The organism is Rhodococcus sp. KRD175, from assembly GCF_017168275.1.
In the GTDB taxonomy this organism is placed as follows: domain Bacteria; phylum Actinomycetota; class Actinomycetes; order Mycobacteriales; family Mycobacteriaceae; genus Rhodococcoides; species Rhodococcoides fascians.
Map to the genome: position 1 here is coordinate 250,539 of NZ_JABFAQ010000015.1, position 25,050 is coordinate 275,588.

Annotated in this window: 27 protein-coding genes and 1 pseudogene; 15 read left to right on the plus strand and 13 right to left on the minus strand. The window is 64.7% G+C overall.

The genetic code is table 11. From position 1 onward, the window contains the following. Positions 1 to 91: 91 nt before the first annotated feature. Together J1M81_RS21475 and J1M81_RS21480 are read left to right on the plus strand one after the other, a co-directional pair. Positions 92 to 766, plus strand: a complete 675-nt coding sequence (locus tag J1M81_RS21475) for a GntR family transcriptional regulator (protein WP_206498805.1) — start codon at positions 92 to 94, stop codon at positions 764 to 766. 60 nt (positions 767 to 826) lie between these two features. Further along, entirely contained in the window at positions 827 to 1,252 is a 426-nt protein-coding gene (locus tag J1M81_RS21480; RefSeq protein WP_032407238.1) for a nitroreductase/quinone reductase family protein, read from the plus strand. A 1-nt stretch (position 1,253) separates the two neighbouring features. On the opposite strand, the gene J1M81_RS21485 is transcribed toward J1M81_RS21480, so the two are convergent. Then, positions 1,254 to 1,403 carry a hypothetical protein gene (locus tag J1M81_RS21485; RefSeq protein ID WP_206498806.1) on the minus strand — a complete coding sequence of 50 codons (150 nt, stop codon included), beginning with the start codon at positions 1,401 to 1,403 and terminating at the stop codon, positions 1,254 to 1,256. A gap of 105 nt (positions 1,404 to 1,508) precedes the next feature. Here J1M81_RS21485 and J1M81_RS21490 point away from each other — a divergent pair, with 105 nt between their 5' ends. Next, entirely contained in the window at positions 1,509 to 2,228 is a 720-nt protein-coding gene (locus J1M81_RS21490; protein WP_032366830.1) for a GAF and ANTAR domain-containing protein, read from the plus strand. 13 nt (positions 2,229 to 2,241) lie between these two features. On the opposite strand, the gene J1M81_RS21495 is transcribed toward J1M81_RS21490, so the two are convergent. Then, positions 2,242 to 3,477 carry a glycosyltransferase gene (locus J1M81_RS21495; RefSeq protein WP_206498807.1) on the minus strand — a complete coding sequence of 412 codons (1,236 nt, stop codon included), beginning with the start codon at positions 3,475 to 3,477 and terminating at the stop codon, positions 2,242 to 2,244. A 549-nt stretch (positions 3,478 to 4,026) separates the two neighbouring features. Here J1M81_RS21495 and J1M81_RS21500 point away from each other — a divergent pair. The 4 genes and pseudogenes from J1M81_RS21500 (at position 4,027) to J1M81_RS21515 (ending at position 8,022) form a co-directional block, all read left to right on the plus strand. Continuing rightward, complete coding sequence (locus J1M81_RS21500; protein WP_206498808.1) at positions 4,027 to 4,506, plus strand: STAS domain-containing protein; 480 nt, start codon at positions 4,027 to 4,029, stop codon at positions 4,504 to 4,506. Positions 4,507 to 4,588: 82 nt separating this feature from the next. Continuing rightward, positions 4,589 to 5,728 carry a glutamate--cysteine ligase gene (locus J1M81_RS21505; RefSeq protein WP_206498809.1) on the plus strand — a complete coding sequence of 380 codons (1,140 nt, stop codon included), beginning with the start codon at positions 4,589 to 4,591 and terminating at the stop codon, positions 5,726 to 5,728. 106 nt (positions 5,729 to 5,834) lie between these two features. Next, positions 5,835 to 6,308 (plus strand): Fur family transcriptional regulator, encoded by a 474-nt coding sequence (locus tag J1M81_RS21510; RefSeq protein WP_045842162.1) that lies wholly within the window; start codon positions 5,835 to 5,837, stop codon positions 6,306 to 6,308. 131 nt (positions 6,309 to 6,439) lie between these two features. Beyond that, a pseudogene (locus tag J1M81_RS21515) lies at positions 6,440 to 8,022 on the plus strand (peroxidase family protein). A gap of 11 nt (positions 8,023 to 8,033) precedes the next feature. On the opposite strand, the gene J1M81_RS21520 reads toward J1M81_RS21515, so the two are convergent. After that, positions 8,034 to 8,318 carry a DUF3263 domain-containing protein gene (locus tag J1M81_RS21520; protein ID WP_052061266.1) on the minus strand — a complete coding sequence of 95 codons (285 nt, stop codon included), beginning with the start codon at positions 8,316 to 8,318 and terminating at the stop codon, positions 8,034 to 8,036. A 287-nt stretch (positions 8,319 to 8,605) separates the two neighbouring features. On the opposite strand from J1M81_RS21520, the gene J1M81_RS21525 reads away from it, so the two are divergent. After that, complete coding sequence (locus J1M81_RS21525) at positions 8,606 to 9,115, plus strand: CinA family protein (RefSeq protein ID WP_032399247.1); 510 nt, start codon at positions 8,606 to 8,608, stop codon at positions 9,113 to 9,115. 52 nt (positions 9,116 to 9,167) lie between these two features. Continuing rightward, positions 9,168 to 10,022: an ammonia-dependent NAD(+) synthetase gene (gene nadE, locus J1M81_RS21530; protein WP_032399248.1), complete on the plus strand. Its 855-nt coding sequence runs from the start codon at positions 9,168 to 9,170 to the stop codon at positions 10,020 to 10,022. A gap of 18 nt (positions 10,023 to 10,040) precedes the next feature. Here the strand turns inward: nadE and J1M81_RS21535 are convergent, their stop codons facing one another. The 3 genes from J1M81_RS21535 to J1M81_RS21545 all read right to left on the minus strand — a co-directional run bounded on the left by J1M81_RS21535 (position 10,041) and on the right by J1M81_RS21545 (position 12,020). Continuing rightward, on the minus strand, positions 10,041 to 10,544 hold the full coding sequence (locus J1M81_RS21535; protein WP_032399249.1) for a DUF6328 family protein: 504 nt from the start codon (positions 10,542 to 10,544) through the stop codon (positions 10,041 to 10,043). A 51-nt stretch (positions 10,545 to 10,595) separates the two neighbouring features. Then, positions 10,596 to 11,057: an STAS domain-containing protein gene (locus J1M81_RS21540; RefSeq protein ID WP_206498810.1), complete on the minus strand. Its 462-nt coding sequence runs from the start codon at positions 11,055 to 11,057 to the stop codon at positions 10,596 to 10,598. A 132-nt stretch (positions 11,058 to 11,189) separates the two neighbouring features. Next, positions 11,190 to 12,020 (minus strand): GAF and ANTAR domain-containing protein, encoded by an 831-nt coding sequence (locus J1M81_RS21545; RefSeq protein WP_052061267.1) that lies wholly within the window; start codon positions 12,018 to 12,020, stop codon positions 11,190 to 11,192. A 290-nt stretch (positions 12,021 to 12,310) separates the two neighbouring features. On the opposite strand from J1M81_RS21545, the gene J1M81_RS21550 reads away from it, so the two are divergent. Beyond that, on the plus strand, positions 12,311 to 12,724 hold the full coding sequence (locus J1M81_RS21550) for a hypothetical protein (RefSeq protein WP_032399250.1): 414 nt from the start codon (positions 12,311 to 12,313) through the stop codon (positions 12,722 to 12,724). Positions 12,725 to 12,938: 214 nt separating this feature from the next. Continuing rightward, positions 12,939 to 13,850, plus strand: coding sequence for a manganese catalase family protein (locus J1M81_RS21555; RefSeq protein ID WP_206498811.1), 912 nt, complete (start codon positions 12,939 to 12,941; stop codon positions 13,848 to 13,850). A gap of 69 nt (positions 13,851 to 13,919) precedes the next feature. Here J1M81_RS21555 and J1M81_RS21560 read toward each other — a convergent pair whose 3' ends face one another. From J1M81_RS21560 to J1M81_RS21580, 5 genes are all read right to left on the minus strand, one after another. Further along, positions 13,920 to 15,452, minus strand: coding sequence for a YdiU family protein (locus tag J1M81_RS21560; protein ID WP_206498812.1), 1,533 nt, complete (start codon positions 15,450 to 15,452; stop codon positions 13,920 to 13,922). Between the two features lie 77 nt (positions 15,453 to 15,529). Then, entirely contained in the window at positions 15,530 to 16,570 is a 1,041-nt protein-coding gene (locus J1M81_RS21565) for an agmatine/peptidylarginine deiminase (RefSeq protein ID WP_206498813.1), read from the minus strand. After that, the gene (locus tag J1M81_RS21570) at positions 16,570 to 17,961 is read right to left on the minus strand and encodes an NAD(P)/FAD-dependent oxidoreductase (protein ID WP_206498814.1); all 1,392 of its coding nucleotides are present in this window, start codon (positions 17,959 to 17,961) and stop codon (positions 16,570 to 16,572) included. Before J1M81_RS21570 ends, J1M81_RS21565 begins: the two co-directional genes overlap by 1 nt. A gap of 174 nt (positions 17,962 to 18,135) precedes the next feature. Next, positions 18,136 to 19,284, minus strand: coding sequence for a hypothetical protein (locus tag J1M81_RS21575; protein ID WP_052061275.1), 1,149 nt, complete (start codon positions 19,282 to 19,284; stop codon positions 18,136 to 18,138). A gap of 47 nt (positions 19,285 to 19,331) precedes the next feature. Continuing rightward, on the minus strand, positions 19,332 to 19,592 hold the full coding sequence (locus J1M81_RS21580) for a hypothetical protein (RefSeq protein ID WP_155288564.1): 261 nt from the start codon (positions 19,590 to 19,592) through the stop codon (positions 19,332 to 19,334). A 144-nt stretch (positions 19,593 to 19,736) separates the two neighbouring features. Between J1M81_RS21580 and J1M81_RS21585 the strand changes: the two genes are divergently transcribed. The 3 genes from J1M81_RS21585 to J1M81_RS21595 all read left to right on the plus strand — a co-directional run bounded on the left by J1M81_RS21585 (position 19,737) and on the right by J1M81_RS21595 (position 22,732). Further along, positions 19,737 to 20,267, plus strand: coding sequence for a hypothetical protein (locus tag J1M81_RS21585; RefSeq protein ID WP_155288565.1), 531 nt, complete (start codon positions 19,737 to 19,739; stop codon positions 20,265 to 20,267). 148 nt (positions 20,268 to 20,415) lie between these two features. Next, complete coding sequence (locus tag J1M81_RS21590; RefSeq protein ID WP_206498815.1) at positions 20,416 to 21,858, plus strand: PepSY domain-containing protein; 1,443 nt, start codon at positions 20,416 to 20,418, stop codon at positions 21,856 to 21,858. Positions 21,859 to 21,928: 70 nt separating this feature from the next. After that, entirely contained in the window at positions 21,929 to 22,732 is an 804-nt protein-coding gene (locus J1M81_RS21595; protein WP_032399285.1) for a DNA-formamidopyrimidine glycosylase family protein, read from the plus strand. A 12-nt stretch (positions 22,733 to 22,744) separates the two neighbouring features. Here J1M81_RS21595 and J1M81_RS21600 read toward each other — a convergent pair whose 3' ends face one another. Continuing rightward, a complete protein-coding gene (locus J1M81_RS21600) occupies positions 22,745 to 23,464 on the minus strand; it encodes a GAF and ANTAR domain-containing protein (RefSeq protein ID WP_032374855.1) in 720 nt (239 codons plus the stop codon). Between the two features lie 219 nt (positions 23,465 to 23,683). Then, entirely contained in the window at positions 23,684 to 23,854 is a 171-nt protein-coding gene (locus tag J1M81_RS21605; RefSeq protein ID WP_027495724.1) for a CsbD family protein, read from the minus strand. 151 nt (positions 23,855 to 24,005) lie between these two features. On the opposite strand from J1M81_RS21605, the gene J1M81_RS21610 reads away from it, so the two are divergent. After that, a complete protein-coding gene (locus J1M81_RS21610) occupies positions 24,006 to 24,998 on the plus strand; it encodes a YihY/virulence factor BrkB family protein (RefSeq protein WP_027495725.1) in 993 nt (330 codons plus the stop codon). Positions 24,999 to 25,050: the final 52 nt, after the last annotated feature.

Genomic DNA, 25,050 nt, shown 5'->3' on the forward strand with positions numbered 1-25,050 from the left:
CCTTTGATCGGTGTGTCATGCAGGATGCAATATATCGCATACTGTACGTGGGATGCCTCGCCAGCGAAAGCGGTGGGCTACGATATTTTGCATGCCGGTCCCCGTCGAGCTCGGAAAACACAAGCGCTCGCTGCTACGTGACAACGCCTATGTCTCGATTCGCGACGCCATCGTCGACGGCACCTTCGCGCCCGGCGAGCGGCTGCGGGATGCCGAACTCGAGCAGTGGCTCGGAGTGTCGCGTACACCTATTCGCGACGCCATGGCCAGGCTGGAACTGGCGGGCCTCGTACACACCCAGCCCGGGCGTTCGACCATCGTGTCGACCATCGAACGCAAGGCGGTGTTGGACGCGCAGGCGGTCGCGGCATCGATGCATGCCCTCGCGGTCCGGACGGCTGTACCGCTGATGAACAAGCGCGACATCGCCGCGATGCGTCGCGCCAACAAGGATTTCGCCGCCGCATTCACCCGAGGCGATGTGGACCTCGCGCTGGCCGGTGACGACGCGTTCCACGCAGTCGCCGTCGAAGCGAGTCAGAATCAGGTCGTGGTCACGGTTCTCGAGCAGGTGACGCCGACCCTGCGCCGGCTCGAACGACTACGGTTCGCCTCGCTGGTGGGCCGCGATTCGATAGCCCAACACGAACGAATCATCACGCTGTGCAGTGGGGGTGACGCGGACGGCGCGGCCGCTGCCGTGCAGGAGAATTGGGAGTCGTTGTCTTTGCTCGTCGATCACGAGGACGGAATACCGGGAAGCTGACACCGTCGAACGCCGGCGAAAAGCGGAGTGGCCGCGCCGCATCGGCGGCATAATCGGCCCATGGCCGACTTCAACGAGATCATCATCGACGAGTTCCGAAGCAACAATGGCCACGTGTCCACGGCCGGCTTCGGTGATTCGCTCGTCGTTCTGCACACGATCGGTGCCAAGAGCGGTGCGGTGCGGCTCAACCCGCTCATGGCGATTCCGGAGGGAGAGAGCTGGTTGGTGGTCGGCTCGGCTGCCGGGTCACCGAAAGATCCAGCGTGGGTGCACAATCTGCGCGCCCATCCGGCCATCGACATCGAGACACCCGGGGACGGAGGCATTCGCACCGTTGCCGTCGACGCCGACGAGATTCCGGAATCCGAGTGGGACCGGCAGTGGCAGAAATTCCTCGATGCCTCGGACGGATTCGCGAAATACACGGAGACGGCCGAGGGCAGGCGGTTTCCGATCTTCCGTCTGACCCCGACCGCCCAGTGAATCAGTTCTGCGTGTCGTCCTCGGGCGGGTGTGGGACGTTCTCTTCGTCGACGTGAGCACCGACTGCAGCCTCGTCGGAAGATTCTTTGCGCGGACCGTCGTTGCTGCCCTCGGATGGGATCTCTGCACCTGCATCGGTCGGCATGGTCATGAGCACTCCTGATCGTCGGTCGGTTGGTTGCTGTGCTCTGCATGCCCCGCTTCCGGTGGACTCAACCGTCGAGCGGTCGATTCCTGTTGACTAGCATCGTCAGGTATGGGACCCGATCGATCGATGACAGCTCGCGACCTCACACAGGCGATTGCCGAAGCGACGAGGTCATTTTTCGCACCGTCCAGTCTCGACGAGACTCTGCGCGGCGTGACGGAGAGCGCCCGATCTCTGATACCCGCGGTCGATTGCGCCGACATTCTCGTGGTGGCGGGGCCGAAGAAGTACCAGTCGCACGCCGCGACCAGTGAGCTGCCGGTGCGCCTGGACGCAATGCAGGAACGCCTCGACGAGGGGCCGTGCATCGATGCCGCACGAAGCGAGCTGTTCGTGCGGTGCAACGACTTCCGCTCCGATTCCCGCTGGCCACGTTTCGGTCCGGAGGCGGTGGGAGCAGGGGTTCTCAGCAGCCTGTCCTTCCGCCTTTACACCAACGAGGACACCATCGGGGCGCTCAATCTGTTCGCACTGACCAGTGATGCGTTCAGCGACGAGGACGAGGAACTCGGTCGCGTGCTCGCAACCCACGCTGCGGTGGCGTTGTATGCAGCGAACAAGACCGAGCAATTCAAGTCCGGCTTGGCTTCACGGGACATCATCGGCCAAGCCAAGGGCATGTTGATGGAGCGGTACGGAATCGATGCGGTACAGGCGTTCGACTTGATTTCACGGCTGTCGCAAACCCAGAACGTCCCGGTGGCCACCTTGGCCGCAGAACTCGTCGACCTCGGTTCCGAATCGAACAAGGAACGCTCGTCCAGATAGGCTCGCCGGCTGTTCACACCGTGTGCCGACGAGAGGGTGCAGTCGGCGGCACCGGATGGTCGTGAGTCGAGCCGGCTTGCTGGGTCGACCCGGCGTTCACTGTCGACCCGGTCTGTGCGGTTGCCTCGTAGACGCGTGAAGTGTCCTCGGCGATGCGGTCCCACGAGAAGCGAGATTGCGCACGGTCGGAGCCGGACACTCCCAGCTCGAAACGCCTGGACTCGTTGCGTAGCAGCAGGGCCAGCTCTCGTGCCAAGCGACGACGGTCGCCCGGCCTGATCGAGCGGCCGGTGACCCCGTCGATCACCAACTCTCCGGCGTAGCCCACTCCGTATGCGACGACGGGAAGTCCGCACGCCATGGCTTCGAGGGTGGCGATCCCTGCCGATTCGGTCGGGGACAGGCAGACGAACACGTCGGCCGACCTCAACAGCGACGACATGTGGCGATGGCGGACCGGGCCGGTGAACACCGTGCGCCCGGCCATGCCGTGTGCTGCGGCGACCGTGCGTAGCTGCGCCACGCCGCTGGATTCGCGTGGCTCGCCGCCGACAACGACCAATTCGGTGTCGTCGAGTTTTCCGAGCAGTTCGATGATCGTCGATACCTCGGCGTCCGACCCGACGGTCGCCACCCGACACGCAGCACCGCTGCGTGGTGCAGTCGGTCCGGATGGATCGAAGTCACTCAGATCCACCCCGGTCGGGACGATGGACACCTTGGCTCTGGCGACGCCCATCCGCGTCAACATGTCGGCCTCGTCGGGACATGACGCGATGATGCGGCTCGTCGATCGAGCGATCTTCTTCTCCATAGCCGCCCGGGGAACCACCGAATAGGTGCCTGCCGTCGGGGGCCCGGATCGGTCGGTCGCGGCGAGACCGTGGAACGACATCACCGTGGGGACGCCCGTCGCGCCGGCGGCCAGTACGGTTGCCAGCCCCGACACCCATGAATGTGCATGTGCTACATCGGGTTTCGTTCGGAGCAAGTGATCGCGGAGCGAGGAGGCGAACGCACTTGTGTGAGGTATCGATTCCTCTTCGGTCATCGGGACAGCAGGCCCCGCAGACAGGTTGACCACCCGGTAACCGTCGGGGGTGAGCAGCTCGTCCTCGTGATCCGGGTTCTGCTTCCTGGTGTACACATCGACTCGGGTGCCGGCGCGGGCCAGCGACGAGGCCAGCCGATCGAGCTGGGCAGCCGATTGTTCTGCCTCGATGCCGGCCGCATCATTTATCGGACTCACGTGTTCGGAGACAAGCGCAACGTGCATATCGATTCGATCCCTGATGGGTTCGCACGGCCCCTTTCGGGCGCATAGCCCGGCACCGGTGAAGGGTGTGGGATATGCCGACCCGATTTTGGAGTCAGCGTGCTCGAGACGCGGCCAGAACGGTCATCGCAACTGGGCGTCGAACAACACCCTATTACGTGCAGCCGCGTTGCGAAACCTCACACGAGGGAGTTGCCATCGCTGGAACGCTCACAACGGGCCGAACCGACGTGCCTTGCGGCCGAAGCGGGGAGCGTGTTCGCTACGGCTACCGCGCACTGGATTGCGGTCGGTTCAACCGTCAACCGCCGACAATCGAAGCAGCGTAGCGGGTTTCGCCGGACGCAATTGTGTATACACTGTCTGCACGCGGTTGAGGAGAAGCCCCGTAGTCAGGAAGTAGCGACTGCGAGATGTGCCCGACCGCGCTCTTCGACACCCGATAGTCCGAGACTCGTTTTCTCGAGAACTGGTGTCAGAGGCAGCCGACAGTCTCCGGTCGCGAGCCGGTGGAGGTGGGCAATGGTGTTTCTACGGTCGGTGCACAGTGATCCGGAATCGATTCGATTGTCGTTCTGCGGGCCGGACAATCCCGAGGACGGCGCATTCGCGCTGTCCGTGGACGAACTCGTCGGCGGACCGGTCGTCATCCGCATCGTCGGGTCGATCGACAGATCGGCAATTCCGGTCATAGGCGAATGCGTGTCGGAGGCCATCGTGTGCGGGCGGTCGCTGGTCGTGGATCTGCTCGATGTCGAATTCGTCGACCCCGCAGTGGTTCCCGTCCTCTCGGCAGCTGCCTCGCGGCTCGCTGCGCACCGGTGTCGCGCGATCGTCGCCTGTACACCCGAGCTGCAGCGACAACTCGATCCGAGTGGTGTCCACCTCGGTACGGAGTGCGTCCGCAGCGTCGCGGACGCCGTTCGAAGTGCGGTGAAACCGGCGAGATCCGAAGAGGTTCCGCATTCCTGCACAGGCGAGACGCCTGCGCGGTCGGCGTGACCGGCAGTTCCGCACCGCGCACGATCGTCGCCGCGGTGTATCTCGCGGTGGTCGTCGGCGATCACCCGGGCGACAGCGCCCGATGAGTGCAGGGGCAGTCCCCACGGTTGGAGTGGAGGAGGAGTTCTTTCTCGCCGACATCGACATGCTGCGTCCGGTGGCGGTCGGCCCCGGTGTCGTCGCGCATGCCCGAGCTGCGGGAATCGATGCCGTCTCGGAGCTGACCGAGGTGCAGGTGGAGGCCAATTCGCCTCCGCTGCAGTGTCTTCGCGAGTTGCGGGAGAACGTGATCTCCACCCGCGCCACGCTGTCGGCGGTGGCCTTGGCGCAGGGTGCCCACTTACTGGCGGCAGGTGTCTCGCCGGTTGCGCCTGCTGATCGTGGCCGCCTGCCCATCTCGGACGGCTCCCGCTATCGGCGTCTTGCCGAGACCTACGGGGCACTGGCAGAGAGCGTTGCCACGTGTGGGGGTCACATTCATGTCGAGGTGCCGGACAAGGAGACGGCGATCGGGGTATGCAATGTCGTGCGGCCCTGGCTCCCCACGCTTCTGGCGTTGACGTCCAACAGCGCGATACACGACGGCGTCGACACTCGGCACTCGAGTTGGCGTTCGACGGTGTGGGGCAGGTGGCCGACGGCTGGTCCGCCCCCTCACCTGAGTTCGACGGCGGAGTACGACGACCTGGTCGGCTCGATGATCGAGACCGGGATGATTCTCGACGAAGCATCGCTCTACTGGGATGTACGGCCCAGCTCCCACCAGCCGACGGTCGAGGTGCGGGTCGGCGACGTACCTGCCGTCGCCGAGGAGGTGGTGTTGTCCGCTGCACTGGTCCGCGGTCTCGTCGTCACGGCCCTTCGGTCCATCGACCGCGGCGAGCCGGCACTCGTCGTGGCCGGCAATCACCTCGCAGCGGCATACCACCGTGCCCGCATGGATGGATTGACCGGCGTCGCAGTGGATCCGAGCACCGGGAGACCGGTGTCGGCATCGAGTCTGCTCCGATCGCTCGTCCGCTACGTGGAACCGGCGCTGACCAGCGCAGGCGACCTCCGCTGCGTGCAGACTTCTCTCGAACGGTTGACGCACCTCGGGAACGGCGCGCAACGCCAACGCCGGATTTTCTCGCTTAATGCAGACGCTGCCGCCGTCGCTGCTCACGCAGCCCGTTTCACTACTGCCGAGTGGAACTCGCCGGTGGCACGGGACGCGGGTTGATCGCGGTGGCCGGCCTCGTCTGCAGGCGGCCGTGCCCGCGCCGCGACAATCGACCGATTCCAGGAAACGATCGACGATGCGACCGAAGGTGGTTATCGTGAAAGCCATGGCAAGCACTTCCGCCAGCATGCTTCGTGACGCCGGACTGAGGGTGACGCGTCCCCGAGAGTTGGTTCTCGATATCGTTGATGCACAACCGCATTCCGATACCGACACCATCTTGCGACTGGCGCGCGCCACCCTGCCCACGGTCTCGAAGCAGGCCGTGTACGACGTGCTCGATGCGTTGACTGCATCGGGTTTGGTTCGTCGTATCCGCCTCGCGGGTCACTCCGCACGTTACGAAACCAGGGTGGCAGACAATCATCACCACATCGTCTGCCGTTCCTGTGGTTTCATCGTCGACGCCGACTGCGCCACCGGTGAGCCACCGTGTGCACGACCCGCCCGAGATCACGGTTTCGTCCTCGACGAGGCCGAGGTGACCTACTGGGGAACGTGCCCCAGTTGTGCATCCGACCGATCGATCGCAGCCCGCGATCGTCCATCCACAATGCCCATCGGAAAGGACAATTCGTGACCTCCGACGCACGCTCACCCCACTCCGCCACCGAGACCGCCAGCACCAGCGAGAGCGAGAATCCGGTCATCGAGTCGCCGAAGCCCAAGGCGCACGCACCGCTGACGAACAAGGACTGGTGGCCGGAGCAGATGGACCTGTCCATCCTGCATGCGCATACCTCCAAATCGAACCCGTTCGGCGAAAAGCTCGACTACAAAGCGGAATTCGAGAAGCTCGACGTGGACGAGCTCAAAGCCGACGTCGTCTCGGTGATGACCACTTCGAAAGATTGGTGGCCGGCCGACTACGGCCACTACGGCGGACTCTTCATTCGTATGAGCTGGCACGCCGCCGGCACCTACCGCACGTTCGACGGACGAGGCGGTGGGGGTCAGGGCGCGCAACGCTTTGCGCCACTGAACAGTTGGCCGGACAACGCCAACCTGGACAAGGCGCGTCGGTTGCTGTGGCCGGTCAAGCAGAAGTACGGCAACAAGATTTCGTGGGCCGATCTGCTGGTGTTCGCCGGTAACGCGGCGCTCGAGTCCATGGGGTTCGAAACGTTCGGATTCGGCTTCGGTCGGGAGGACATCTGGGAACCGGAAGAGGTCTTCTGGGGTCCCGAGGATCAGTGGCTGGGCACCGACAAGCGATTACCGACATCTCCATGCGGGCAGATCCGGCGTACGAGAAGATCACTCGGAGGTGGTTGGATCACCCCGAGGAGCTCTCGCTCGCGTTCGCCAAGGCGTGGTACAAGTTGCTGCACCGCGATATGGGACCGGTGTCCCGGTACCTCGGGCCGTGGGTTCCCGAACCTCAGCTGTGGCAGGACCCGGTTCCATCGCCGCACGGTGACCTGATCGACGAGGCGGACGCATCTGCGTTGAAGTCGGCGATCCTCGACTCGGGCTCGACGATCGCTCAGCTCATCGGTGTCGCGTGGTCGTCGGTCAGCAGCTTCCGAGTCACCGATTACCGCGGCGGTGCCAACGGCGCTCGGGTTCGGCTCGAGCCACAGAAGAGTTGGGAGGCAAACGAACCCGAGGTCCTCCGCGAGGTGCTCGCAATCTTGGACGGTATACGCGAAAAGTTCGAGGGCTCAGCGGCCGGTGACAAGAAGGTCTCGCTCGCCGACGTCATCGTGCTGGCCGGCAATGCGGCCGTCGAGAAGGCCGCACGCGACGCCGGTTACGAGGTGACCGTCCCGTTCCGGCCGGGTCGCACCGACGCGACGCAGGAGCAGACCGACGTCGAATCGTTCTCGGTACTCGAGCCACGAGCCGACGGGTTCCGCAACTACGTGGCTGCAGGGGAGAGCACTCCCGAGCAGGTGTTGTTCCTCGATCGCGCCTACATGCTGAATCTGACTGCGCCCGAGATGACGGTTCTTCTCGGCGGTCTTCGAGCCTTGGGGGCCAACCACGGTGGTTCGAGCCATGGAGTGTTCACCGATCGCCCCGGAGTTCTGAGCAACGATTTCTTCGTCAATCTGCTCGACTCCGACACCGAATGGGCGACGAGTGAGGACGGCACCTACGTCGGCACGGATCGTGGCTCCGGCAGCCAGAAGTGGACAGCGACATCGATCGACCTGGTGTTCGGGTCCCATTCACAACTGCGAGCGCTGTCGGAGGTGTACGCCCAGGCCGACAACGGTGGCAAGTTCGTCGACGACTTCGTGGCCGCGTGGGCGAAGCTGGCAGACAACGATCGATTCGACATCCGGTAGCGCGGAGCCGATCACCGGGTGAGCCAGATGCGCCTTCTGGCAATGGCTTTGATTCGCGTCACCATGACAGGGCTGAGGCCGAACTCGCCGAACACGCTGCCGGGGTCGCGGTCGAGGATCTCCAACACGGTGCGGTAGTAGTCCTGAGTCGACATCGCGAAGGCGGACCGGATTTCGTCGTCCGGTCCGCCTCCGTGGTTGACCCATCTCAGGGCGAAGTCGATCATGGCGCGGTCTGTGTCGGAGTAGAACGCTACCGGTCGCTCTGCCCCCGCAGAGATACGTCGATTCGGCATAACACACCTCCTGGAACTGACTGTCGATCCGAAATTAGCACTGCTCGCGAACACGTGCCAAGGGTCCGGTATCTGCGATAAGGACCCGAATATCGGTCGTAAGCCCCGTGTTTGGACTGCCGTCGTGCGTGGAAGTCGATACACAGCTCGGCGTACGCGCCCGGGCCGTGCGGTCGAGCCAGGGGCCGGAGGTTCAACCCCTGCAGCCTCCGGCCCCGCGCCCACAGAACCAGTCGCTGAAACAATCCGGCGAACACCTTCGACGAATCAGGTACGGAGAGTGTGTGATGGACACCGATGCAGAACAGCGTCTAGCGACCGAGGCCGACGCCTCCTCGGTATGTAGGAAGATTGCCGACCTGGCACAGACGTACGACATCGCGATCGGCACCGCCGAATCGCTGACCGCCGGAAATCTCGCGGCCATGCTCGGCAAGGCACCGTCCTCGGGGCAGTGGTACCGCGGCGGAATCGTCGCGTACCACGAGAGCGTGAAGCACACTCTGCTCGAGGTCCCCGACGGCCCGGTCGTCAGCGAACAGGCCGCGACGGCGATGGCTCGATCGACGGCGTCGCTGGTCGGCGCACATCTGACGATCGCCGTCACCGGCGAAGCCGGGCCGCAGAGCCAGGAAGACCAACCACCGGGGACGGTGTGGGCAGCGGTGTACGACCGTGGCGACGTGAGCACCGAATGCAAGCACTTCGACGGTGAACCGGAAGAAGTTCTGGCCCGGACCATGGCGTTTTCCCTCGATACCCTGCTGCGCCACGCGCGGAAACGGGCCCACGGGTAGCTGACGCCGGGGGAGTGCAGACAACTGTTCGTCAACGAGATCGGAGCGCAGTATGAGTACCGATTCCAGTATCCGAAGCCGTATTCAGCACGAGCTGGGTGTTCGGCCGTCGATCGATCCCGACGAGGAAATCCGCCGCCGGGTCGGTTTCCTCGCCGATTATTTGAGGGTCAGTGGCACAGCGGGTTTCGTGCTCGGCATCAGCGGGGGACAGGACAGCACCCTGGCCGGAAAGCTCGCTCGGCTGGCCGTTCGCGAGGCCGCGGAACTCGGTAACCAGGCCACATTCGTCGCGGTGCGTCTGCCGTACGGAACTCAGGCGGACGAAGCCGACGCCGTCGTCGCACTCGACTTCATCGAGCCGGACCGGACGGTCACTGTCGATATCCGCGACGCCGTCGACGCCTCGGCGCGCTCGGCCGCCTCGGCGCTGGATACTCCGCGTATCGCGGACTTCGTACGGGGCAACATCAAGGCGCGCGAACGCATGATCGCGCAGTACACGATCGCCGGCCAGGAGAATCTTCTGGTGGTGGGTACCGATCACGCGGCCGAGGCGGTGACGGGCTTCTTCACCAAATACGGTGACGGAGGCGCGGACGTCACTCCGCTGAGCGGTCTCACCAAAAGCCAAGGTGCGCAGCTCTTGCGGCACCTGAACGCACCGGAATCGACGTGGCGCAAAGTGCCGACAGCAGACCTGGAGGACGACCGTCCCGCGCTCCCGGACGAACAAGCACTCGGCGTCACCTACGCACAGATCGACGCATACCTGCAGGGCGGACCCGTCGACGACGATGCGGTGGACACCATCGAGCGCTGGTTCGACAAGACCCGGCACAAGCGCGCCATGCCGGTGGGGCCGGACGATCGGTGGTGGCGCACGGCCGTCGACTGCCGGCCCTGAGGCACCGTCGACGAGACGTTATCGACGGCGGTGGATCCGGGGCAGTAGGAACCAGAACGCGACGGCGGTCGACGCCACGACAGCGGCCGCGGGGGCTGCGGCGCGCACACCGAGCACTATCTCGAACGTCAGGGCGGCAGCACCCACCAGTGTCACTCCCAACATGGCGAGACCGCTGATGGCGAGTATGTTGCCGACGCGCACTATGACCCCTATTGCACGCTGCCGGAACAGGAGTCGGTGCATGCTGACGGGAGCCACCAACAGGATCGTCGCAAGCATCGACGCCGACACCGTCGTCAGATACACCACGTGGCCGGCCGTGGACAGCCCGTCGAAGCGGGCCTGGAACGGCAAGGTCATCAAGAACCCGGTCAGAAGTTGTACACCGGTCTGTACGACACGGAGTTCCTGTAGCAACGACGACCAATTGCGATCCAACTGCTGAGTGGGAGTTTCGTTGCGCGCTTTGTCGTTCCACGCACGGTGGTCCTCGTCCTCGTCCTCGTCACCCGTCGTCATCGACCAAGACTAGTGCGATCTCGACGGGTAGGCGGTGGAAATCTTACCGGTTCACGCAGTGTGTACATCCGCGGTCGACGTGCCGGTCGCACACTCTGGACACCCGGCACCGGACTCGGACGAGCCCGATGCTCCGGTTACGGACTTCGTCAGCGACGAACCGACGGACTCGAGGGCCGAATCGATATCGGTGAAAATCGGAATCGCAGCATCGAGTCCGACCAGATGCATCGGCCGCCCCGTGGTCGGCCCGGATGCGACCACCACCAACGAGGTTGAGCAGCATGCCTTTCGGCGAGCTGCGAGAAGCACGCTCATGCCGACGGAGGCCAGGAAGGACACCCCCGAAAGATCGACGATCACGGCTGCCGGCGCTGCCGTGACCGCTTGTTCGATGTGGTGGGCGAGATCGGACGCGGTCGCGAGATCCACTTCTCCGTTGACCCGCAGAACAATTGCGTTGTCATGGTGTTCGCTGGCGATGCCGAGCCCGAGCAACTCGTTGTGTTTCATAGGGGGTCACCGTCCTTACCCTGTGCAGTGGCATGTCCGTCGAACAGCGCACTGCGGCGTAACCGAGACCGGCAAGGATTGCAGAACCGAGGCGAACCCGGTGCGAGCGGCGCTGTCGACTGCGGGCAGGGGCTACACCACGCTGTCCGAATCATACCCACTGTTCGTTTCTTCGTGCAGGCCGGTTCGAGAGTTCGAATGTTCGGCAACCGACTCGATCATCGCCGACGCAATCTCGCTGACCTTGATGTTTCTGTTCTGCGACTGCTCGGACAGCAGGGCGAACGCGTCGTCGGCGGAGATTCCGCGCATCGCCATGATGATTCCTTTCGCCTGGTCGATGTCAGCTCTCGTTTTCATCGCTGTCCGCAGGCCGGTGATTTCTCGTTCGGCCGACCGGGCGCGCTCGGTGATCGCGATGACGGTCTCGATCGAGGTGGCGAGCAGGGCCACCGAGACCTCGTCGAGTGGGTCGAAGCCGTCGGCACCCGTCCCGTAGATGTTCAGCGACCCGTGGCGGTGCTCGTCGGGCGTCAGCGGGGCCGACAAATAGCTGTGGACGCCCAGATCGGCCACTGCGGCAGCGAAGCGAGGCCAGCGAGCTACTGCCTCGTGCGCCTGTGCGCGAACCATACGTCCGCTGCGGATGGCGTGCAGGCAGGGGCCTTGACCAGCGCGATACTGGTCGGAATCGATGTCGTGCACAGCGGGGTCGGTGGACGCCACGGTTCGCGGTCGGCCGGTGTCGTCGAGCATGGTGATGCCGACGAGATCCGCGTCGGGAACCACGGCTGCGACCTCGGAGCACACGGCTTGAAGAACGGCATCGACGTCGGCACCGGTCAGGATCTTCCCCTTGATTCGGCGCAACGCTTGGATGTATTGCCCGATCCGGGCGAACGCCGAACCCGAGGCGTCCGGTGCGTCGTGAAGACGGTCGTCTTCGATGGAAAAGTCACTCATCTGGTGGGCTCGTTTCGGTCGGGCCCCCGCATGGACAGCAGGCAGCCACTCGTCAACTCCCGGCCCCGACTCGACCGAACGGGGTCATAATATACAGAGCCTCGCGGGTGCATTCGCACCTGTCCCGAGCGCACGCCCGCGGCCCCGCCGAACGCAGGGGTGGTCGCATCCAGGCCCGAGTCGGGGTATCCTACACGGTGATTGGGTGGAGACCACGCCCGCAGAATCGACTGCGGTACGAACCACGATCTTCCCCTGCCACAGTCTTCGATCTGTGGAGGTCAATGCCCATGATTCCCGAATCCTCGTCGTTTTCGATGTCCGTCGACCGCGGAGACGACGGCCCCATCGTCGTCTCGGTGCAGGGCGCACTCGAGATCCCCGGCAATACCCGCCTGTTGGCAGACTGCCTGGCGGGGTCCGTGCTCGCCTACCGACCGATGGTGGTCGACCTGGTCGGTGTCACCGAGATCGGTGATGCCGCAACCACGTACATCGTCGACGCGGCCCATCGGCTGTTGTGCCGTGGGTTTCGCCTCACCGTCGTCCTGGCCTCCTCCGCTGCCGACCGTAATGTGCGACGGCTCAGCGAACGTGTGCACGTCGAGCGTGCCGGCTCGCTCGGTCGGGTCGTCGGCGCGGCGACGACGCCTTCGCGACCTCGAGTCGCTGCAGTGGACGCACTGCAGGGGACTTACCTGTAGGTCGATAGCACCGCGGCCCTCGTGCGGACGGTGCTGCGGAAAGCCGTGTGTACCCGGATGTTCCGCCGGTGTCCGTCGTCGAGGCGTGAAGAAGTCGCGGTCCCGGCCTGTGTATCGAGTTCTAAACCCTTGCAGTGCAATGTGTTTGCTGCGAATTTCGGCGGGTAGCCGGATCGAGTCACCTGCTCGAACTTCGACCCGAACTGGAGTCCCTATGTTCCGACACACCGACTACCTACAATTCGATGCCAAGCCCGAGAAGCCGGATCCTGTGTACGCACACAAGCTTCAGGAGCTCATCGGTGGTGCATTCGGCGAGATGACCGTGACCATGCAGTATCTGTTCCAAGGCTGGAACTGTCGCATGGAGGGCAAGTACAAGGACCTGATCATGGACATCGCGACCGAAGAAATGGGTCACGTGGAGATGCTGGCCACCATGGTCGCTCGTCTGCTCGAAGGTGCACCGGCCACCGAGTCGACCAAAGCCGCTGCTACCGATCCCGTGGTAGCGGCAGTGATGGGCGGCATGGACCCGCAGCAGGCGATCGTGTCCGGCGGCGGTGCGCTCCCGGCGGATTCCAACGGCTATCCGTGGAACGGTCGGTACATCATCGCCAGTGGCAACCTGCTCGCAGATTTTCGTGCGAACGTTGCCGCCGAGGCGCAGGGGCGGCTGCAGACCGCGCGTCTGTACAACATGACCGACGACCCGGGCGTCAAGGCCATGCTGCAGTTCAATCTCGCTCGCGATACGCACCATCAGAACCTGTGGCTCGCTGCCATCGAAGAGCTGCAAGCCGACGGACTCGAGGACGTCGTAGCACCGAGTGCACTTCTCGACGAGGAGGCATCCGAGCACGCAACCGATCTGTGGCACCTCTCGGACGGTGAGTTCTCCTCGACCGGTGGCTGGGCGAATCGGCTTGCGCCCGACGGCAAACGGCAGATGGGGTTCCTCGCCGATCCGCAGCCTCTGGGCGGGAAGGCAGCCGCGCCTGCACCCGATCCGAAGTTGTACGCGACGTACGACGGGGCCAAGGGAGATCCCGCGTCGGCCGCACTGGGTACCGAGAAGGGCGTCATGGGGAAGATCAAGGACGCCCTGGATCCCGACGAGAAGTAGGCCCGAACTCCCTGTGCCGCACAGCAGTTGCGACGCGAATATCGCGTCGCAACTGCTGCGGTCAGCTGACTACGTCCCGCAGAACGTTCGGAACCCTGCGCTGAAGTCGACGGGCGCGGGTCCGGCGTACTGCGACAGCTCATCCCGACCGTCGAACGGATTCGTCACGACCGACAACAAGCGGTCGAAGGGCGCGAGGTCGCCCTCGGTCGCTGCTGCCAGCGCCGCGTCGACCATGTGGTTTCGAGGAATGTACGCGGGGTTCACTCGGTCCATGGCGTCCGAGACGGACCGGAGGTCGTGGCCCCGCTCGAGCACCGCTGCGCGCCATCGTTCGAGCCACGGTGCAGCTGCCTCGTGCGGTACGAGTGACGCAAAATCTGCGTCGTTGCCCCGCAGATTTTCCGCCAACGCGCGGAAGGTCAGGGTCCAGTCGGCACGATGATCCCGCAGAAGCACGTGCAGTTCGTCGAGGAGACTGCCGTCCGGTTCGATCGCATCGAGGCCGAGCTTGGCGGCCATCAGGTTCTCGTAGTGCTGTCGGTAGCGATCACCGTAGGAGTCCAACACCGTCGTCAGCGCGCTGATGGCGCGGTCCGGAACCGAATCGACCAGCGGCAGTAGTGTTTCGCCGAATCGTGCCAGGTTCCAACCCAGGACGGCGGGTTGGTTGCCGTACGCGTAGCGGCCGCCGTGATCGATCGAGCTGAAGACCGTTGCAGGATCGTAGGCGTCGATGAACGCGCACGGCCCGTAGTCGATCGTCTCACCGGAGATCGTCGTGTTGTCGGTGTTCATGACGCCGTGCACGAAGCCGACGGACATCCACTGCGCCACCAACTGCGCTTGCTTGTCGACGACGGCCTCGAAGAATGCGAGGTATCGACTCTCCGCGCCCTCTGCCGGGAGTTCGGCAAGCTCGGGATAATGACGCGCGATGGCGTAGTCGGCCAGGCTGTGTGCGAGGCCCTCGCGGCGGGCCGCGAACTCGAAGGTACCTACGCGCAGGTGGCTCGAGGCAACCCGAGCCAGCACTGCGCCGGGCTGCGGACCTGCCTCTCGAACCACCTGCTCACCCGTCGTGACGACGGCCAACGACCGAGTGGTCGGGATGTGCAGAGCGTGCATGGCCTCGCTGATCAGGTACTCGCGCAGCATCGCACTCACCACCGCGCGCCCGTCTCCGCCGCGGGAGAACGGCGTGGCACCGGAGCCCTTGAGATGCAGATCGACTCGTCGGCCGTGTTCGTCGTGCAGCTCGCCCACAAGTAGTGCTCGACCGTCGCCCAGCAACGGCACGAATCCGCCGAACTGATGACCGGCGTACGCCATCGCCGAGGGGGTCGAATCGGCCGGTGCGAGAGCCCCGGACAACACGCCTGCGCCCTGCTCGGAGCGCAGCATCGACGGGTCGAGCCCCAGTGACCTGGCGAGGTTCTCGTTGAGGATCAGCACCCGCGGATCCGGTGCAGGTGCGCCCTGCCACGGCACCGTGAAGCCGGGAACGTCGTCCACCAACGTTGACTCCAGTCCCCATGACGATGGGACCGATGAAGGCGGGTTGTCGGACGCAGCTACCGGTCCCGTCGCGAATTCACTCATACTCCAGGGGTACCACGAGATCGGGTAATCACACCGATCTGCGTGGAATCACGACTCGGCACCTGCCCCGCGTCCACTCAGTCCGTCTGAGCCTGTGGCCGGTTCTGTGTGATGCAGTGAATTCCGCCCCCGCGGGCGAAGAGTGGCCGAGCGTCGACGGTGACGACGGTGCGGCCCGGGTATGCCGCCGACAGAATGGCAGCAGCCTCTTCGTCCGCGGGATCGCCGTAGCTGCAGGCGATCACACCGTCGTTGACGACGTAGTGGTTGATGTAGCTGTAATCGACGAAGCCCTCCTCGTCGCGGAGAATCTCCGGTGCCGGAACTTTCACGATGGTCCATTTCTCACCGCGTGCGTCTGTGCTGTTCTCGAAGATCTCGAACACGGCCTTGCTGATATCGTGATCGGGGTGTTCGGGATTGCGTTGGTCGTGCACCAGAACGACGCCGGGCGAGGGGATGGCAGCGACGATGTCGACGTGGCCTCGGGTTCCGAACTCGTCCGCGTCACGGGTGAGTCCACGAGGAAGCCAGATCACCGTGGTGGCGCCGATCGTGCGGGCAAGTTCGGCCTCGACATCGGCCTTCGACAGCGTGGGATTGCGACCGGGATCGAGTTGTACCGTCTCGGTGACGAGAACCGTTCCCAGTCCGTCCACCTGAATACCGCCGCCCTCGTTGACGATCGGTGAATCGATCATCTCGGCACCGGACTTCTCGACGACGAGCGCGCCGATCTTCGAGTCCTTGTCCCAGCGCGCCCAGTCCTGCGCGCCCCAGCCGTTGAACACCCAGTCGACGCCGCCGACACGGCCGTCCTCGGACAGCACGAACGTGGGCCCGATGTCGCGCATCCAGGCGTCGTTCAACGGTGCCTCGAGGATGTCGATGGGGAAAGCGCTCTCGAAAGTCAGATACGTGCGTGCGACGGCACTTTCGGCGGGGTCGACGACGACGGTGACCGGCTCGAATCGTGCGACGGCTCGCGCGACCTCGGCCCACGTGGTGCGAGCCTCGTGGTGCTCCTCGGGCGTGTCACCGAGCGAATACCCCTCGCACGGATAGGCCATCCACGTCCGTTCGTGCCGAGCGCCTTCCGCTGGCATCCGCCACTGCATCACTGCCTCCCACACGCAGCGGCGGGCATGTCGTGGCCGATTGTCGACACGATGTCCGCGGCGGTGCGGTGACCCATGCGGATTGCGCCGTCGACGTGTTGGTAGCCCTCCGCGGCGATGTCGGAGCAGGAGAAGTGAATCGGGCCGACGGGGGTGCGGCTGTCCTTGCCGTAGCGGTGCAGACCCCCCAGATCGAAGCTGGCCGCGTACGCACCACGGGTCCATTCTTCCGAACCCCAGTCCGACTCGTAGTAGACGACCGGCTCGGTTGCCTTGGGCCCCAGGTAATGTGCGATCGATTCGAGGATCTTCGCGCGGCGCTCCTGCTCGTCGAGCTCGAACATCGCGTCGGCCTTGGCGTCGGACACGAAGCCGACCAGTGTTCCGCGGCTGTCCTGATGGTTGGTGTTGTCGTACACCTCCTGCACGATCTCGGAGGCACCGAAGCCGGTCCCCGACAGCCCGTCCTCGCGCCAGAACGGGGTGTCGTAGACGGCATGGACTTTGATCACCAGTCCGAGGGACTGATGCTGGTGCATCTGATGCTGGCGACGCGGGAGTGGCGGGTCGTAGGAGATACGCAAGTACAGGTTCGGCGGAACGGCGAGAACGACCCGCTTGGCGTGTACCTCGATGTCGCCGTCGGCGAATACTGTTGCGCCGTCGGAGTTCCACCGCACCGTTCGCACCGGCGCGGCGAGGATGACGTCGTCGCCGAGGGCGGCCGCCATGCGGATCGACACCCGCTGCATGCCACCGACGACGCGCTTGTCGAGGATGAAGTTCTCGTCTACCAAGTGCGAGAACGATCCCGCCGATGCGGCCATCAAGACTGCTTGCAGTGCCGAGAACGCGTGCGCAGGTTTGGTGAGCATGCCACCGGCGATGAACATGCCGATGTTTCCTCGTGCCTCGGCATCGTCGGACTCACGAATCAGCCACTGCTCGAACGAGATCGTGTCCAGTTCACGCGCCAGCGGGTGCGCCCACGGCTCCTCGGGGCCGACCTGGGCGGCCAAGTCGTCGAGCAGTGCGACGAGTCGGTCCATCTCTTTCTCGGTCGTCTCGTCGACGGGGAACGAGTCACCCGAGTAACGGGTGCGCTCGCCCGCGGCGGAGATGTAGACGGACTCGCCCTCGCGGTATCGGTCGAACGTCTCGAGGCCGAGCTCACCGATCAGCGCGATGAGAGATTCCTGATCGGGTGAGACCCACTGACCGCCGATTTCGAGGCTCGCACCGTCGATGGTGTTCGTCCAGGTACGTCCTCCGACGCGGTCACGCGCTTCCAGCACGGCGACGGACAATCCTGCTTTGCGGAGCTCGGTTGCTGCGGCCAGGCCGGAAGGGCCGGCCCCGACGATAGCGACGTCGCGTTCCAGAGTGGGCACTGTCGGGCTCCTTTGGTTGCATTACTGCTGATTCGGCCGTGCGATCTCGATTCTGTCCGGGATCGGCCCGAAAGCACACGCGACGAATTGGCTACTCCCGCGAGATCGCACGCTACATTTCGGCCAACAGGTCCTGTGCTCTCCGTCGTCGCGACGGCACCCCGGTGACCCGGCCTAGGGCTGGGCTTTGCTGAATTCTTCGGACCCGGCTTTTTCCGCGCGTGACCGTTCTGCGCTGTGCTGGCGCCGGAGCATTTCTCGGTGGCCGTACGTAGCGTTGAGGATGTCGCTGCGATCGGACACCGACGAGCCCACTGCTCCAGCGACCGTGCCCAACGACGCCGCCAACCAGGCCAGTGACAGGTAGTCCGCCGTATTTGCTTCTCGCCCGATCTGAGCGGTGAGGAACTCGGGCGAGATCACCACGGCAGCAGAGAGCAACACGACCGCGAACAGAACGGCATACATACACAGCACGCCGGCCACGACGGTGCCGAGAGTGGCAGAGTTGTATATCCAGCGATCGGTGGTCGAGGAGCGGAACCGTCGGTGCTCCCAGAGGCCGTGCGGAAAGATCAGCCACACCGTGATGGCCACGATGGCGGCGACGCCGATCAGTGTGAGCCGGGCAGGTGTCATCGAGGCCGCCATCTGCCAGATGCTCGCGTAGAACACACCGAACGCCGACGCGGCGCTCGCGGCCGCGAGCACGCTCGACAGTGCGGGGACGAGACGCCACGGCCGATTGCAGCGAATCATGCCCATGATCATGCGTGTTCGGCCGAACATGCCGGGAGTGAGCAGGATTCGCTCGCCGCCACCGTCGGGGTCGGGGCCCGGAGCCCACTTGGACATCGACCGTCGCAGGTGTGGCCGCGAGGCAGTATCGCTGCGGAGGAGATCGTGCACGATGGCGATGGCCACCGCCACAGCGCGACGCCGTACTCCTATGGTGCCGAACGAGGGTACGTACAAAGCACCGGTCGAACCGTCACGCAATTCGGCGACGACGGGGCTGGCCCCGACGCGTCGCGGAACCTCGGAGATGCAGAGCACCAGGTCGAATGTGTTGGTGGCCTGAATGGCCTCCAGCCACTGACCCAACGGCGCAGAACCTGCCTCGGTGGGAGGCAGCGTGACTGCGGGCCGGGCCGTGTCCAGTCGGGCATCGGTTCCGTCGATCGTGATGGTGGGCGGAAGTTCCTGTTCGATGGCGGCCGCTATCGTCGACGCGAATCCCTCGTCGGCCACCAACCCGATCGTGATCGTTCGTTGTCCTTCGCTTTCGGCCCCCGAGCCGTTGTCTGTCTTGTCGAAAACCATCTTGTCGCGGTACCCCGGACCAGGCGCCCTCACACACCGAGCCGACGTCAGCACACGGGTTCGGGTTCACCATTCGAGATCTGGAAGCGGCTGTGCAGTGCGTCCAGTTGGCGGTGCAATTCGTACAGCGCCTGCTTCTGAGCGCGGGCCTCGTCGGTGTGCCACTTCGCGCTGCGGGGGTCGCCCACCCTGAAGGCCTTGTGGGCGTAGTTCTCGGAGACCTCGATTCGGCTCGATGTCGACGCAATTTCGGCCGCGAGCATGTTGGCGAACACACGGGCCTGAGCCACATCCGAACTGTCCGGCACGGCAATCCTCTCTGAACGTGGCGTGATACCCGCGATCACCATAACGGACCTGAAAAAGACCGCTGGATCGGTTTTCGCGTACAAACCATGCGACAGAAGCAAGACGTCACTGTGTCTACCGAAACGGGTAGTAGTCTGCTGTTCGTGCCCGCGACCCCGGACGGATCCGCAGCCCTGCGCGGGTCTGCCGTCGGCGCTCTGACGGCAACGATCACCGCCACCGCGCACGCGGTCGGCGGCGGTATGTTTCCCTCCGACGCCGCGTTCGTCCTGTTGGCTCTGGTGTGCGCGGGACTCGGTTACGCTGCCGCCGCCGTGCCGATCGTCATCGCGCCTCGCCTGCAGCTGATGGCGACGCTGGCCGCTGCGCAGACGATCGGACACGTGCTGCTGACGATCGTCGACGGCGATCACCACGGTTCGGTGCTGACACAGCAGATGCTTGCGGCCCACGCGATCGCGATCGTCGTCGGCGCGGTGATCGTGCACGGGGCCGAGCGTGGGATCTCGCACGCAGCCACCGTTGTTCGTCGAATACTCCCGATACTGGCAATTCTCGTCGTCGACGACTCGCAGAGTGCCGCCCCGCTTCCGCTGTATCGCACACCCGGCGTCCACCGGCTCCTCGATCTCTCGGGCTCCGGGAACCGCGGACCGCCTGCCGTGTCGTACTGACCGCAGCCTCCCATCACGACCGCTCCTGCACCGCGGGGGCGAGCAGAGCTGCGGCAATTTCTTCACGCGCACAGCACGATTCGCTCGACGTCGAGTCGACCCGTGCCCACGGCGCGCGCCCACCCCTGCCCTCACGAAACGAGCTCTCATGTCCACACCGGAAAAGGAACGCGTCGCCGATCCTTCCCCGCCCACCCGTTCGGCCGGCCCTCGCAGCTGGCGTCCGCTGATTCTTCGTCTGCACTTCTACGCGGGCATACTCATCGCACCGTTCATCCTGATCGCCACCGTGAGCGGCGGCCTCTACGCCGTCGCCCCGACCATCGAACAACTCGTCTACCGCGACTATCTGCACGTCGACTCCACCGGACCGGCTGTCCCGGTCGCCCAACAGATCCGAGCCGCTCAGGCCGAGAGGCCGGATCTGACCGTGTCGGCCGTGCGACCCGCTGCCGACATCGGCGACACCACCCGAGTGCTGTTCACCGACCCGACCCTCGGCGAATCGCGACGACTGGCCGTCTTCGTCGATCCAGCCACGGCGTCACCGGTGGGTGAACTTGCCGTCTACGGCTCCTCGAGCGCCTTGCCGGTCAGAACGTGGATCTCCGAACTGCACCGACACCTGCACCTCGGTGAACCGGGCCGGATCTACAGCGAACTGGCCGCATCCTGGTTGTGGGTGATCGCGCTCGGCGGCCTGTACCTGTGGATCGATCGCTACCGACGCAACCGAGACCGGGCGACACTGCTCACCTTCGATCGTGAATCGAAGGGTCGCAACCGATCCTTGAACTGGCATGGCGTAGCCGGTATCTGGATCGCTGTAGGTCTGATCTTCCTCTCCGCCACCGGACTCACGTGGTCCACCTACGCGGGCGCGAACGTCACCGACCTCCGCGCGGCGCTGAGCTGGACGACCCCTGCCGTCGCCACGACCATCGGTTCCTCCGACACGGCGACCATGGGGGATCACTCGGGGGATCACTCGGGCCACGGTGGGCATTCGATGGACATGTCGGCCGATGCGTCGGCGACAGACAGCAATGTCGGCCGCATCGATTCGGTAATCGATACTGCCGCAGCGAACGGCATCGACGGAGCGGTGGAGGCGTCGATCCCGGCGTCGGACGACGTGGCGTTCGTCGTCGCCGAAACCCGTCAGCCCTGGGTGATGTCGAACAACTCGATCTCGATCGACGGCAGCACCGGCGCGGTGATCGACACCCAGTACTTCGCCGACTGGCCGGTGGCAGCCAAGCTGGCGGCCTGGGGAATTCAGTTGCACATGGGCACGCTGTTCGGTGTGGCCAATCAGATTGCCCTGGTTGGGCTTTCACTCGCCTTGGCATCGGTCATCATGCGCGGCTACATGATGTGGTGGAAGCGTCGCCCCACGAAGAGCGCTGGACTCACCGCAGGCCGGCCGCCTCTGCGTGGGGGACTGCGCCGCATCTCGCCGATCTCCGCGGTGCTCCTCGCCACGGCTGCCGTGGCCGTCGGCTGGTTCCTGCCCTTGTTGGGGCTGAGCCTGGTCGCCTTCCTGGCGGTCGACTTCATGGTCGGATACGTCAGGCGGCCCGCGCACTGACGCGAGGAGGACGACGCGCTCTCGCCGGTCGGTCCGATTGCTTCTGCCGCCCTCGGGATACTCGGAGACCATGCCCGAAGGAGACACCGTCCATGCGCTCGCCGCGCGATTGCGGCGAGCGCTGGACGGCGTCACGCTACGGGCAGGGCGACTGAACGTGCCCGCACACGCCGTCGAGAATCTCGCCGGGCGAACCGTCGTCGCGCACCGGACGCACGGCAAGCATCTGTTCACCGATTTCGACGACGACACCACGCTGCACACCCACCTCCGCATGACGGGATCGTGGACGGTGGTGCGAGCCGGCCGCTCGATACCGCGGCGGGTGCAGCCCGACGTCCGCGTGCGGCTGGCCGCGGTGGACGGGCCGGCCGCGTACGGAATCCTGTTGCCGGTCGTCGACTACGGGTACAAGGCCTCGATGAATGCGCTGGTCGCGCATCTGGGACCGGACCCATTACACGCCGAGTTCGACACCGATCGTGCGGCATCGAACATCCTCGCGCAGGGGTCTCGGCCGATCGTCTCTACCCTCCTGGACCAGCGGGTCATCGCGGGACCCGGGAATCTATGGGCGAACGAGCTGTGTTTTCTGCGTGGACTGTGGCCCTGGGCTCCGTCGGCAGGCGTCGACGCGGAGAAATTGGTGACTCTGCTCGAGCGGGCGATGCGGCATTCGGCGAGCACCCCCGGGGCCATGCAGGTCACCACCGGCGACACCCGTCGCGGCCGGACGCACTGGGTCGCCGGACGAGCAGGTAAGCCGTGTCTGCGGTGCGCGACCGTCATTCGTGTCGAGGCCGACGTGCCGAACGACCCCGATCGACGTCGAACATGGTGGTGTCCGCACTGCCAACCGGAGCCAGGGCGTTGACCGCGGGCAGGGTCAGAACGTCGAGTTCGTCGGGTGGTCGGCGTCGACGAGATCGCGAGCGACGGTGTGCAGGGGAAGGTTCTGTTGCTGCGATAGTTTCGCCAGTAGGTCGAACGCCTGTACTGCGTCGAGGTCGTAGCGTTCCATGATCATGCCTTTTGCCTGGCCGATGATGTCCCGGCTGGCCAAGCCGGTCCGGAATTGCTCGGTGTCGCGGGCACTGAGCATTGCGATGGCAGCATGCGCAGACAAGGCCTCCCCGATCGCTACCGCATCGGCGTCGAACGCTCCGGTGACGTCGCTGTACAACACCAGGGCCCCGAGGTCATCGGCGTTGCTGTAGAGCTGAAAGGCCGAGAGCGACTTGAAACCGGCCTCGATGGCCATCGCAGCGAACTGCGGCCATCGCGGTTCGGTTGCCAGATCGTAGGACACTACGACGTCGAGGTGACGGACCTCGGTGGGAATCGGACCTTCGTCGAGTTCGTACTGCAACCGACACAGCTTCTCGGCGATCGGGTCCGTCGATGCGACGACAGTGCGCTCACCCTTGTTCACCGTGGTGATGCATCCGGTGGTTGCGCCCGGAATGAGCCGAATCGCCATTCGGAGAATCTCACTCAGCGTCTGCGGCATCGACCGATGCGTGTCGCGCAGCGATCGAGCGAACTGCGCGAGCGACAGTGCTTCGGACGTTCGAGACGTGTCTTGCTCGGCCGGTGAATCAGTCATTCACACGATCCTCTCGCGCGGTGGACCGTCGACGTCGTCGCGTCGGCGAGATCCTCGATCGTGCGCCTGCTTCTGGACGCCCTGTCCCGACCTCGAGGCCGGATCAATGGATTTTATACGGTTCGCGATGCGGTGGTCCGGTGAGTATCGCGGCGCATCATCGCGGGATGCACGAAGGGCCGCCGATCATTCGATCGACGACCCTTCCGGGGCTGCTGGTTACTTGAAGGTGTCCTTGATGTTCTCGCCGACCTTCTTGACGCCGGCCGAACCCTGATCCTTCTTGCCCTCGGCCTCGAGGTCCTTGTTGTTGGTTGCGTCGCCGACAACTTCCTTCGCCTTGCCGATGGCGTCCTCTGCTGCGTTCTTGGCCTTGTCGATGAAGCTCATGGCGAGTTCCTTTCTCGGTTCGGGTTGTTCTCGAAGGGTTGGTCGGAGCTCGACCGACGAAGCGCACGTCCAGACTGTGAGAGCTGGGTCACACCTAAAGCCGGAGCGTCGACGTTTCCGCAGGCTCGTCGCTGGCTACATTCGACCGATGATGGTCGCGAAGGTGGACAACTTCCAGCGCAGGCACCCCTCGGCAGGTTTCCCGCTGGCGGTGCTCTACAAATTCATGGACGACCGGGGCGGCTACCTCGCGGCATTGATCGCCTACTACTCGTTCCTGTCGCTGTTTCCCCTTCTGCTGCTGTTCACCACGCTGCTGGGCATCGTGCTGGCCGGAGACCCGGAGCTGCAGACCCGCATCATCGACTCGGCGATGAGTCAGATCCCGGTCATCGGTGACCAGCTCGGTCAACCGGATCGCCTCAGTGGCGGAACCACGGCCATCGTCATCGGCGTCGTCGGGTCGCTGTACGGCGGACTCGGAGTGTCGCTGGCCGTGCAGTACGCGATGAACACCGCGTGGTCGGTGCCGCGCAACGAGCAACCGGACCCCATCAAGGGTCGGCTGCGCGGATTGTTGCTGCTCAGCACTGTCGGCACGGCGATCATCGGACTGACGGTGCTGAACGGCGTCGCGTCCTCGGGCGTGTTCGGATTCGCCGGTGGTGCGCTCGCACTCGTCGGAGCGGTGGTGGTCAACGCCGCCGTCTTCACCGCGGCCTTCCGAATCGGCACCGCGCGGGACCTGAGCGTGCGCGACGTACTCCCCGGCGCAGCGATCGCGGCGGTCGTCTGGCAGGCGCTGCAGTCGTTCGGCGGCATCTACATCCGCTACGTCGTGGGCAACGCGAGTGCAAGCAACGGCATCTTCGCCATCGTCCTCGGTCTGCTCGGTTTCCTGTACGTCGCGTCGGTGCTGATCGTGCTGTGTATCGAAATCAACGCCGTGCGCGTCGACCACCTGCATCCCCGGGCTCTGTTGACGCCGTTCACCGACAACGTCGAACTCACCGAGGGTGACAAGAACTCCTACACCGGTCAAGCAGAAGCGCAGCGTAACAAGGGATTCCAAGACATCACCGTCACGTACGACGAGCCGAATTCGGTGGTGGACGAGGACTCGTCGAGCACGCGAGGCGACTGATCAGCTCCGCAAACGCGCGCGCGTTTGCGGAGCTGATCAGTCGCCTCGCGTG